General features: G+C 70.2%; 9 protein-coding genes. 6 read left to right on the top strand and 3 right to left on the bottom strand.

The window, feature by feature from the left end; genetic code table 11:
- Positions 1-230: 230 nt before the first annotated feature.
- Both gnd and FJM51_RS11035 read right to left on the bottom strand, forming a co-directional pair.
- A complete protein-coding gene (gene gnd, locus FJM51_RS11040; protein ID WP_140454199.1) occupies positions 231-1,646 on the bottom strand; it encodes an NADP-dependent phosphogluconate dehydrogenase in 1,416 nt (471 codons plus the stop codon).
- 131 nt (positions 1,647-1,777) lie between these two features.
- Positions 1,778-2,050: a SemiSWEET transporter gene (locus FJM51_RS11035; protein ID WP_140454198.1), complete on the bottom strand. Its 273-nt coding sequence runs from the start codon at positions 2,048-2,050 to the stop codon at positions 1,778-1,780.
- A gap of 203 nt (positions 2,051-2,253) precedes the next feature.
- On the opposite strand from FJM51_RS11035, the gene FJM51_RS11030 reads away from it, so the two are divergent.
- The 6 genes from FJM51_RS11030 to FJM51_RS11005 all read left to right on the top strand — a co-directional run bounded on the left by FJM51_RS11030 (position 2,254) and on the right by FJM51_RS11005 (position 9,359).
- A complete protein-coding gene (locus FJM51_RS11030) occupies positions 2,254-3,177 on the top strand; it encodes a LysR family transcriptional regulator (protein ID WP_140454197.1) in 924 nt (307 codons plus the stop codon).
- Positions 3,178-3,332: 155 nt separating this feature from the next.
- The gene (locus FJM51_RS11025; protein ID WP_140454196.1) at positions 3,333-3,803 is read left to right on the top strand and encodes an NAD(P)H-dependent oxidoreductase subunit E; all 471 of its coding nucleotides are present in this window, start codon (positions 3,333-3,335) and stop codon (positions 3,801-3,803) included.
- Positions 3,803-5,347: an NADH-ubiquinone oxidoreductase-F iron-sulfur binding region domain-containing protein gene (locus FJM51_RS11020; protein WP_210240273.1), complete on the top strand. Its 1,545-nt coding sequence runs from the start codon at positions 3,803-3,805 to the stop codon at positions 5,345-5,347. The genes FJM51_RS11025 and FJM51_RS11020 overlap by 1 nt, the downstream gene beginning before the upstream one ends.
- 8 nt (positions 5,348-5,355) lie before the next feature.
- Positions 5,356-8,256 (top strand): formate dehydrogenase subunit alpha, encoded by a 2,901-nt coding sequence (gene fdhF / locus FJM51_RS11015; RefSeq protein ID WP_140454194.1) that lies wholly within the window; start codon positions 5,356-5,358, stop codon positions 8,254-8,256.
- Between the two features lie 4 nt (positions 8,257-8,260).
- Complete coding sequence (gene fdhD / locus FJM51_RS11010; RefSeq protein ID WP_140454193.1) at positions 8,261-9,094, top strand: formate dehydrogenase accessory sulfurtransferase FdhD; 834 nt, start codon at positions 8,261-8,263, stop codon at positions 9,092-9,094.
- Between the two features lie 4 nt (positions 9,095-9,098).
- Entirely contained in the window at positions 9,099-9,359 is a 261-nt protein-coding gene (locus FJM51_RS11005) for a formate dehydrogenase subunit delta (RefSeq protein WP_140454192.1), read from the top strand.
- A gap of 9 nt (positions 9,360-9,368) precedes the next feature.
- Here FJM51_RS11005 and glgX read toward each other — a convergent pair whose 3' ends face one another.
- Positions 9,369-11,366, bottom strand: coding sequence for a glycogen debranching protein GlgX (glgX, locus tag FJM51_RS11000; RefSeq protein ID WP_140454191.1), 1,998 nt, complete (start codon positions 11,364-11,366; stop codon positions 9,369-9,371).
- Positions 11,367-11,368 lie beyond the last annotated feature (2 nt).

The following is an 11,368-nucleotide window of genomic DNA, read 5'->3' as shown; positions in this document are numbered from 1 at the left end:
CGCCACGAAAGCCAGTCCCGTTGCCCGGGCCAGCGCGAGTCGCGGGCGCGATTGCTCCCGACACCCGCGCGCCGATCCCCCGAACAGCGTTTTCCACATGATTGTCTCTGTGCCCAGAAACATCGGCGTTAGCAATTGGGAACACGCCGATCCCCCGTGATCCGTTCCGGGCAGCCGCCGATTCGGCGCCTTATGCTCGGGAGGCGGCAGAGTCGCGCGATCCGGGCGCCTCAGAGTTGAAAACTGTCGGCCCATGGTCCGTGATGGGTTCCGGCCCGGTCCAGCCGAGCGAAACCGTGCAGGCCGAAGAAATCGCGCTGCCCCTGCAACAGGTTCGCGGTGCCGCGCGCGGTCCGCATCGTGTCGAAATAGGCGAGCGCCGCGCCGAGCGCGGGCGCGGCGATGCCCGAGAGCGCCGCGCGGGCGACGACGGCGCGCAGCCCGCCGTGGTTCTCCGCCATGCGCGAGGCGAAGCTCGGCGCGAACATGAGATTCGTGAGGCCCGAGACCGCGAGCGCCTGCGCCATGTCGTCGAGCATCGCGGAGCGGATGATGCAGCCCTCCCGCCAGACCTTCGCGATCGCATCGAGCGGCAGGTTCCAGCCGAATTCGCGCGAGGCGTCGGCGAGCAGCCCGAATCCCTGCGCGTAGCAGGCGATCTTGCCCGCGAGCAGCGCCTGGCCGAGTTCGTCGATCAGCCCGCCGGTCTCGGCGATCCCGCGCGGCGCGGGGCCGAAGATCGCCTCGCCGCTCTTGCGCTCATCGAGCCGGGCGGAGAGGTTGCGCGCGCCCACCGCCGCCTCGATCGCCGAGGCGGGGGCGCCGAGCATCAGCGCCTCGATCGCGGTCCAGCGCCCGGTGCCCTTCTGCCCGGCGGTGTCGAGGATCACGTCGAGCAGCGGCTGGTGCGTCTCGGGGTCGATCGTGCGCGCGACGATGCCGGAGATCTCGATCAGGTAGCTCCGCAGCGGCCCCTCGTTCCAGCGGTCGAAGACATCGGCGATCTCGGTCGCCTCCATCCCCATGCCGTCGCGCAGCACGCCGTAGACCTCGGCGATCATCTGCATGTCGGCGTATTCGATGCCGTTGTGCACGGTCTTGACGAAATGGCCGGCGCCGTCCTCGCCCATCCAGGTGGCGCAGGGCTCGCCCTCGTGCTTCGCCGCGATCGCCTCGAGGATCGGGGCCACGCGGTCCCAGGCCTCGCGCGGGCCGCCGCCCATGATCGAGGGGCCGTGCCGCGCGCCTTCCTCGCCGCCCGAGACGCCCATGCCGAGGAAGAGCTCGCCCTTCTCCGCGGCCTCGGCCGAGCGGCGGCGGGTCTCGCGGAAATCCGCGTTGCCCGCGTCGATGATGAGATCCTCGGGCGCGAGCAGCGGGCGGAGCGCCGCGATCATCTCGTCGACCGGCCGGCCGGCCGGGACCATCAGGATGATCGCGCGCGGGCGCGCGAGCGCGGCGACGAAGCCCTCGAGCGTCTCGCAGGGCGTGATCCGGGGCGCGAGTTCGCCGGCCTCCGCCGCGAAATGCTCCGTGACCTCCCTGGTGCGGTTGAAGACCGCGATGCCGTAGCCCTTCTCCGCGATGTTCAGCGCCAGTGCCCGGCCCATCGTGCCGAGCCCGAGAAGACCGATGTCCGAGCTCATCCTACCCCCAAGCCATGAAAGCGCCGGGCCGGGCCCGTGCCCGCGCGCCGGCTCGCCATGAAGATGGCGTGATCACGTTCGCGGGGGACGCAATCACCTGCGGCCCGCCGGGTCAAGTCCGGCGGGCGCGTTCAGGCGGCGCGGGCGAAACGGTCGCGCAGCTTCAGCGTCAGCAGCACCATGACGAGCATCAGCGTCGCGCCATTGGCGAGGATCACCGGCACCTGGCCGGTGCCGAGCCCGTAGACGAACCAGAGCGCCACCCCCGTCGAGAGCGCGAGCAGCATCCCGAGGTTCAGATCCGCGGTCGAACGGCTGCGCCAGGTCTGGATGACCTGGGGCAGGAAGGCCATGGTGGTCAGGAACGCGGCGACAAGACCGGTCACGTCGAAGATGCCAGGCATCGTGGTAATCCGAACAGGAGGGCGAAAACGGACCGAATATAGAGAGAGGCCGCCGCGCTGAGACGCGTGGATTTTCGCATGCCTGCCATGCGTTCGACGCATCGCCGTCCATCCCGCCGCAAGGGTCGCGCTTGCGCCGCGCCGCCACGCCTGCTCCCTTGTCGCGGCCGCGCGGCGAGGCGCCGGGCGGGGGAGGATCGGGCATGGACATCCGTCAGCTGCGCTACCTGATCGCGCTCGCGCGCGAGAAGCATTTCACCCGCGCCGCGGAGGCGAGCCATGTCACCCAGCCCACGCTCTCAGGCCGGATCCGCCAGCTCGAGGAGGAACTCGGCGTGCCGATCGTGCTGCGCGGCCAGCGCTACCACGGGCTGACGCCGGAGGGCGAGCGGGTGCTGAGCTGGGCGAAGAAGATCGTCGAGGATTTCGACGGGATGCGCCGCGATCTCTCGATGCTCTCCGACGAGCCGGAGGGGCGGGTGACGCTCGGCGTCATTCCCTCGGCCATGCCCTGCCTGCCGGCGCTGACCCAGGCGACGCGGCTGCGCCATCCCCGCGTCGGATTCGAGATCCTGTCGCGCACCTCGCGCCAGATCGCGCGCGAACTCGAGGATTTCACCATCGACGCCGGGATCACCTATCTCGACAGCGAGCCGCTCGGGATCGGCGCGACCCGGCCGCTTTATACCGAGCACTACCGGCTCTTCGTGACCGCCGATTCGCCGCTCGCCCGCCGGGCCGAGGTGACCTGGGCCGAGGCGTCCGCCCTCCCGCTCTGCGCGCTGACGCCGGACATGCAGAACCGCCGCATCCTCGACGACGCCTTCGCCGAGGCGGGGCAGGCGCCGCGCCCCATGGTCGAGAGCAACTCCACGGTCGCGCTCTGCGCCCATGTCGCCCATGGCGGCTACGCGGCGATCCTGCCCGAACATTTCCTCGCCGTCCTCGGCGGCGGCGCGGGGCGGATCCGCGCGATTCCGCTGGTCGCGCCCGTCGTCTCGCGCACCATCGGACTGGTCGCGCTGGAGCGCGATCCGCCGCCGCCGCTGCTCGCGGCGTTGCTCGACGCGGCGAAATCCTTCGGCACCTTCGCCGGCTTCGCGCTCGATCCCCCGCGTATCCGCTGAGGCTTCATCGGGAACTCCGATCAATACCCTGCGACTTCATAGGCTGCGTCTATCAAGCCATAGAGTCACCCGATTTGCATCTGGTATGCCGCGAGCGCATAGTGGCCCTGCAAGCCGCGCCGCGCACAAGGCGCGGGCAGGAGGAAACAGGACCGATGCTCGATGAAACCGACCCGCGGGTAACCGCCGCGGCGGAAATCTGCGCTAGCCACGCCTACGACCCCGCGGAGCTGATCGAGATTCTTCACGAGCTCCAGGATCGCGAAGGCTACATCGCCGAGGAGACGCTTCCGGCGATCGCGCAACTGCTCAACATCAGCCGGGCCGAGGTGCACGGCGTCGTCTCGTTCTACCACGACTTCCGCCGCGAACCGGCGGGCAAGGTGGTGGTGAAGATCTGCCGCGCCGAATCCTGCCAGTCGATGGGCGCGAGCAAGCTGATCGCCCGGATCTGCGAGCGCTACAATACCGACCTTGGCACGACCTCGCGCGCGGGCGTCACGATCGAGCAGGTCTTCTGCCTCGGGCTCTGCGCGCAGTCGCCGGCGGCGATGCTGAACGGCCGGTTCATCGGCCATGCCACCGAGGAAGGCCTCGACACCGCGATCGTGGAGGCGCTGTCATGATCAGGATCTGGATCCCCGCCGACACCGCCGCGCTCGCCGCCGGCGCCGACGAGACGGCCGCCGCCTTCGAGGAGGCGGCCCAGGCCCGCGGCGTCGAGATCGACATCGCCCGCAACGGCTCCCGCGGCATGCTCTGGCTCGAGCCGCTGGTCGAAGCCGGGATGAACCACGACCGGATCGCCTTCGGTCCGGTGCGCGCCGCCGACGCGGCCTCGGTCCTGGATGCGATCCTCGACGGCAAGGAGCACCCGCTCGGCCACGGCCGGACGGTCGAGATGCCGTGGCTCGCGCATCAGGAGCGGCTGACCTTCGCCCGCGTCGGCGTGATCGACCCGCTCGATCTGGCGGACTACGAGGCGCACGCGGGCCTCACCGGGTTGCGCAAGGCGCTGACGATGGAGCCGGCGGCGATCTGCGCCGAGGTGCTCGAGTCCGGCCTGCGCGGCCGGGGCGGCGCGGGCTTCCCCGCCGGCATCAAGTGGAAGACGGTGCTCGACCAGAAGGCCGAGCGGAAATACGTCGCCTGCAACGCCGACGAGGGCGACAGCGGCACCTTCGCCGACCGGATGCTGATGGAGGGCGACCCGCTCCTGATGGTCGAGGCGATGACCATCGCGGGCATCGCGACCGGCGCGACCGAGGGCTACATCTACATCCGCTCCGAATATCCCCGCGCGATCGCCCAGATGAAGGCGGCGATCGCGGTGATGGAAGGGGCGGGCTGGCTCGGCGAGAACATCCAGGGCTCGGGCCACTCCTTCCGGATGAAGGTCCGCCGCGGCGCCGGCGCCTATATCTGCGGCGAGGAAAGCTCGATGCTCCAGAGCATCGAGGGCAAGCGCGGCACGGTCCGCGTCAAGCCGCCGATCCCGGCCATCTCCGGCCTCTTCGGCCAGCCCACCGTCATCAACAACGTGCTGACGCTCGCCTCCGTGCCGCTCATCATCGACCGGGGCGCGGCCTTCTACAAGAACTACGGCGTCGGCCGCTCGCACGGGACGCAGCCCTTCCAGCTCGCCGGCAACATCAAGCGCGGCGGCCTGGTCGAGAAGGCCTTCGGCATCACGATCCGCGAGCTGATCGAGGGTTTCGGCGGCGGCACCGCCTCGGGCCGGCCGTTCCGGACCGCGCAGATCGGCGGCCCGCTCGGCGCCTATGTCTCCGAGGACATGCTCGACCTGCCGATGGATTACGAGGCGATGGCGACGCATCAGGCGATGGTCGGCCACGGCGGCGTCGTCGTCTTCGACGACACCGTGGACATGGCCGAGATGGCCCGCTTCGCCTTCGAGTTCTGCGAGGAGGAAAGCTGCGGCAAGTGCACGCCCTGCCGCATCGGGGCGATCCGCGGCAAGGAAACCGTGGAAAAGATTCTCAGGGGCGAGAACGTCGCGAAGAATATCGCGTTGATAGACGACCTCTGCGAACTGATGCGCGACGGCTCGCTCTGCGCGATGGGGGGGCTCACCCCCATGCCCGTCCTGTCGGCGATCCGCCTGTTCCCCGAGGATTTCGACCGCGCCACCCCGGTGGCGGCGGAGTGAGGTAGACCATGACGATCCACCAGGACATCCCGCAGATCCTCCGGAACCTCCGCGCGCCGGGCATCGGCTCCGAGGTCGACCGCGGCACGCCCGCGCGCGAGGGGGCGCCGGTCACGCTCACGATCGACGGCGTGCCCGTCACCGTGCCCGAGGGCACCTCGGTCATGCGCGCGGCCTCGCTCGTCGACCGGCCGATCCCGAAGCTCTGCGCCAGCGACAACATGGAGGCCTGGGGCTCCTGCCGCATGTGCCTCGTCGAGATCGAGGGGGTGAAGGGCACCCCCGCCTCCTGCACCACGCCGGTGCGCGAGGGGATGGTCGTCCACACCCAGAACGAGCGGCTGGAGCGGCTCCGCCGCGGCGTGATGGAGCTCTACATCTCCGACCACCCGCTCGACTGCCTGACCTGCCCGACCAACGGCGACTGCGAACTGCAGGACATGGCCGGCGTCTCGGGCCTGCGCGAAGTGCGCTACGGCATGAAGGGCGAGAACCATTTCGAGGACGGCCACAAGGCGCCGATCGACGTCTCGAACCCCTATTTCCAGTACGACGCGTCGAAATGCATCGTCTGCTCGCGCTGCGTGCGGGCCTGCGAGGAGGTGCAGGGCACCTTCGCGCTCACGATCGAGGGCCGGGGCTTCGGCAGCCGCGTCTCGGCCGGCACCGCGGCCGATGACTTCTTCTCCTCGGACTGCGTCTCCTGCGGCGCCTGCGTCCAGGCCTGCCCGACCGCGACGCTGGTCGAGAAGTCCCAGGTCGAACACGGCATCCCGACGCGCGAGGTCATCACCACCTGCGCCTACTGCGGCGTCGGCTGCTCCTTCAAGGCCGAGCTTCAGGGCGAGACCATCGTCCGGATGACGCCCTGGAAGAACGGCGGCGCGAACGAGGGCCATTCCTGCGTCAAGGGCCGCTTCGCCTTCGGCTACGCCACCCACCAGGACCGCCAGCTCTCGCCGATGATCCGCGACAAGATCACTGATCCGTGGAGGAAGGTGAGCTTCGACGAGGCGATCGAATTCGCCGCGAGGCGCTTCAAGGACATCCAGGCGAAGCACGGCCGCGATTCGATCGGCGGCATCACCTCTTCCCGCTGCACCAACGAGGAAGTCTACGTGGTGCAGAAGATGATCCGCGCGGCCTTCGGTAACAACAACGTCGATACCTGCGCCCGCGTCTGCCATTCCCCGACCGGCTACGGCCTCAAGATGACCTTCGGCACCTCGGCCGGCACGCAGGACTTCAAATCGGTCGACAAAGCCGACGTGATCCTGCTGATCGGCGCGAACCCGACCGACGCGCATCCCGTCTTCGGCAGCCGGATGAAGAAGCGGCTCCGCGCCGGCGCGAAGATCATCGTCGCCGACCCGCGCCGGATCGACCTCGTGCGCTCGCCCCACATCAAGGCCGCGCATCACGTCCAGCTGCGCCCCGGCACCAACGTCGCCTTCATGAACGCGCTCGCGCATGTGATCGTGACCGAGGGGCTGGTGAACGAGACCTTCGTCGCCGAACGCTGCGAGGCGGCGGATTTCGAGCGCTGGCGCGCCTTCGTCGCCGAGGAGCGCAACAGCCCCGAGGCGCTCGCCGAGACCATCGGCACCTCGGCCGAGATCCTGCGCGAGGCCGCCCGGCTCTACGCCACCGGCGGCAATTCGGCGATCTACTACGGCCTCGGCGTGACCGAGCACAGCCAGGGCTCGACCATGGTCATGGCCATGGCGAACCTCGCGATGGCGACCGGCAACATCGGCCGGGACGGCGTCGGCGTGAACCCGCTGCGCGGCCAGAACAACGTGCAGGGCTCCTGCGACATGGGCAGCTTCCCGCACGAACTGCCGGGCTACCGCCATGTCGCGGACGACGTGACGCGCCACCTCTTCGAGGAGGACTGGGGCGTGAAGCTGCTCGGCGAGCCGGGCCTGCGGATCCCGAACATGTTCGCCGCCGCGATCGACGGCACCTACCGCGGCATGTTCGTCCAGGGCGAGGACATCGCCCAGTCCGATCCGAACACCGCGCATGTGCAGGCGGCGCTCGCCGCGCTCGACTGCCTCGTCGTGCAGGACCTGTTCCTGAACGAGACGGCGGCCTACGCCCATGTCTTCCTGCCCGGCACCTCCTTCCTCGAGAAGGACGGCACCTTCACCAATGCCGAACGCCGCATCAACCGCGTGCGCCCGGCGATGAAGGAGAAGCAGGGCATGTCCGAGCACGAGATGGTCTGCCGGCTCTCGACCGCGATGGGCTATCCGATGCACTACGACAGCGCGGCCGAGATCATGGACGAGATCGCGCGGCTGACGCCCTCCTTCGCGGGCGTGAGCTTCGCAAAGCTCGACGAGATGGGCTCGCTGCAGTGGCCGGTCAACGCGGAGTATCCGGACGGCGCGCCGATCATGCACATGGACCGTTTCGTCCGCGGCCATGGCCGGTTCATGGTCACCGAATACGTGCCCACGACCGAGCGGACCAACCGCTACTATCCGCTGATCCTGACCACCGGCCGGATCCTCAGCCAGTACAACGTCGGCGCGCAGACGCGGCGGACCGAGAACAGCCAATGGCATCCGGAGGACGTGATCGAGATCCATCCGCACGACGCGGAGGAGCGCGGGATCGAGACCGGCGACATGGTGAGCGTCGGCAGCCGGATCGGCGCGACGACGCTCCGGGCGCGGGTGTCGGACCGGGTGCCGCAGGGCGTGGTGCACACGACCTTCCACCACCCGCTCTCGGGCGCGAACGTGATCACGACCGACAATTCCGACTGGGCGACCAACTGCCCCGAGTACAAGGTGACGGCGGTGCAGCTGACCCGCTCGAACCAGCCCTCGGAATGGCAGGAGGAGCGTGAGGAACTCGGCCGCACCAACTTCCGCGTGACGCTGACCGCCGCGGAGTGATCACATGAGGATCCGCCGCCTCGACACGGGACCGCTCGACGTCTCGCCCGTGGCGGCGGGTCGCCTGCTCACGCCGGAGGGGGAGCGCCGCGCCTTCTGGCAGATCGCGGAGGAAATGCCCGTCGCGATCCTGCTGAACGGCGAGACCTTCGCCGTGATGATGATGACCCCGGCCGATATCGAGGATTTCGCGGTCGGCTTCGCGCTGACCGAGGGGATCGTCGAGGCGGCGGAGGATATCGAAAGCCTCCGGATCGCCGAGGCGGCGGACGGGATGATCTGCAATCTGACCCTCGATCCCGCCCGGATCGAGAAGGTGGAGGGCCGCCGCCGCACGCTCGCGGGCCGCGCCGGCTGCGGCATCTGCGGCGCGCAGAGCCTCGAGGCGGTGCTGCCGGCGCCGCGCCGGGTGGCGCGGACCGCCTTGCCCGGCGCGGAGGCGCTCTTCGCCGCTTTCGACGGGCTGCCCGCGCGCCAGGTGATGAAACAGGTCAACAAGACCACCCACGCCGCCGCCTTCTGCGACCGCGGCGGCGCGGTGGAGCTGGTCCGCGAGGACATCGGCCGCCACAACGCGCTCGACAAGCTCGCGGGCGCCCTGGCGCGCGACGGCCGCGACGCGTCCCGGGGCTTCGTCCTGCTCTCGAGCCGCGTCAGCGTCGAGATGGTCCAGAAGGCCGCGGCGATCGGCGCGCCGCTCGTCGCCGCCGTCTCCGCGCCCTCGGCGCTGGCGCTGCGCGTCGCCGCCCGCGCCGGGATCGTGCTCGCCTGCCGCGCCGGGCGCGACATCATGCTTTTCGACGACACGGCGCTGACCGCGCCCCTGAAGGAAGACTAGAGCCATGAGCGACTCGACCGCCGAGATCATCCGGATGGCGAACCAGATCGCCGATTTCTTCCGCCCCTATCCGGCGGCGGAGGCGGAGGAAGGCGTGGAACTGCACATCCGCGACTTCTGGGACCCGCGCATGCGCCGCGAACTCGCCCATGTCCTCGAGCAGGACGGCGAGGGGCTGAGCGACCTCGCCCGCGCCGGCGCGATCCGCGTATTCCGGACGCCGGAACCCGGCACCGTGCCCGCGCCCGGCTGCGACGCGGGCTGAGGCTTCGCGCTACGCGCGGGGCCGGCGCCGCCGCGAGGCCTTCACCGGCGCTTCCTCGACGAACCGGACGCTCCGTCCGGGAAGCGTCACGGCGGGCTCGACCCAGGCGAAACCCTCGCGCGGGGGCAGGGCGAAGACCATCTCGTCGTGGCCGCGATTGAACAGCACGGCGAGCCGGCCCGGGCGGGTCGCGCCCGGGGTCGTCGGCCCGAGGATCATCGTCACCGCCGGCGCCTCGGGATGCTCCCAGTGGCCCGCGTGCATCTCCACCCCGTCCGGCGCGAGCCAGACCACGTCCGGCACCCCGTCCGGCGCGGCCTTCCCGGTCAGGAAGCGCGGATCCGACAGCCGGGGATGGGCGCGCCGGATCCGCGCGAGTTCCCCGCACCAAGCCTCCAGCGCGCGGTCGCGCCCCCGCCAGTCGAGCCAGGTGATCGCATTATCCTGCGCGTAGGCGTTGTTGTTGCCGTGCTGGCTGCGCCCGAATTCGTCCCCCGCCGTCAGCATGATCGTGCCCCGGGCCGCGAACAGCGTCGCGAGCAGCGCGCGGAGGTCGCGCTCGCGCGCGGCGAGGATCGCGGTGTCGCGCGTCGGGCCCTCGGCGCCGTTGTTCCAGCTGTGGTTGTCGTTGTGCCCGTCGCGGTTCTCCTCGCCATTCGCGTCGTTGTGCTTGTGCGCGTAGGCGGTGAGATCGGCGAGGCTGAAGCCGTCATGCGCGGCGATGAAGTTCACGACGCGGGTGTGGGTGCCGGAGAAGGCATCGCTCGATCCGGCGAGCGCCGTCGCGAAGGGGCCGAGCATGTGGTTGTCGCCGCGCCAGAAGCGGCGCACCCGGTCGCGGAAGGTGTCGCTCCATTCGAGGAACGGCTCCGGGAAGCGCCCGAGCTGGTAGCCGCCCGGCCCGATGTCCCAGGGCTCCGCGATCAGCACCCGGTCGGAGAGCAGCGGATCCGCCGCGATCTCGCGCAGGAGCCTCGCGTTCGGATCGAACCCCTCCATCGAGCGGCCGAGGATGGGCGCGAGGTCGAAGCGGAATCCGTCCACCCCCGCGGCGCGCACGAAATGCCGCAGCGTGTCGAGCACGAGGCGACGCATGGCCGGCCGTTCGCAGGCGAGCGTGTTGCCGCAGCCGGTGTCGTTGATGAGCTGGCCCTGTGGGCCGGTCCGGAAATAGGCGCGCGCGTCGAGGCCGCGCAGCGACAGCGTCGGGCCGAAGGCGTCGCTCTCCCCGGTATGGTTGAAGACGAGGTCGAGGATCACGCCGATCCCGGCCTTGCGGAGCGCGGCGACCGTCCCGCGCAGTTCCGCGACGCCGCCGGGACAGAGCCGGGGGTCGAGCGCCATCATGGCCACCGGGTTGTAGCCCCAGGCGTTCGAGAGGCCGAGCGGCCCGAGATGGCGTTCGTCGATCCAGGCGGTGATGGGCATCAGTTCGACCGCGTCGACGCCGATCGCCTTGAGATGCGCGATCACCGCCGGATGCGCCAGCGCCGCGACCGTGCCCCGTTGCGCCTCCGGAACTTCCGGATGCAGCATCGTGAAGCCGCGCACCGAGAGTTCGTAGATCAGCCCGCCGGGCCTGAACACCGGCGCGGCCCGGCGGACCGCCCGGCCGGGGGCGGGCACGATCGCCTTCGGCATCAGCTCCGCGGTATCGACCTTCGCCGCCCGCGGGCTCGCGAGCAGCGGGTCGTAGCCGAAGGGCCGGTCGAGCTCCACGGCGTAGGGATCGACCAGCAGCTTGGCCGGGTCGAACCAGAAGCCCGAGGCGGGATCGTGCGGCCCGTCCGCGCGCAGCCCGTAGCGCGCGCCCGGGCCGACCTTCGGCACCACGGCGGAATGGATCCCGTCCGCGTTGCGCGTCATCGCCACCCGATCCACCTCCGCCCCGGTGTCGGGATCGAATATGCATATGCTTATTCGATCCGCAGAGCCGGACCAGACGGTGAAGCGGGTGCCGTTCCGCAGCGGCTCCGCGCCGAAGCGGACGCCGGCGGGCAGCTCCATCG

Origin of the sequence: Amaricoccus solimangrovi (assembly GCF_006385685.1) — a bacterium.
Taxonomy (GTDB): domain Bacteria; phylum Pseudomonadota; class Alphaproteobacteria; order Rhodobacterales; family Rhodobacteraceae; genus Amaricoccus; species Amaricoccus solimangrovi.
Note: the sequence above shows the minus strand (reverse complement) of the source record. Positions and strands in the feature narration are given on the sequence as shown.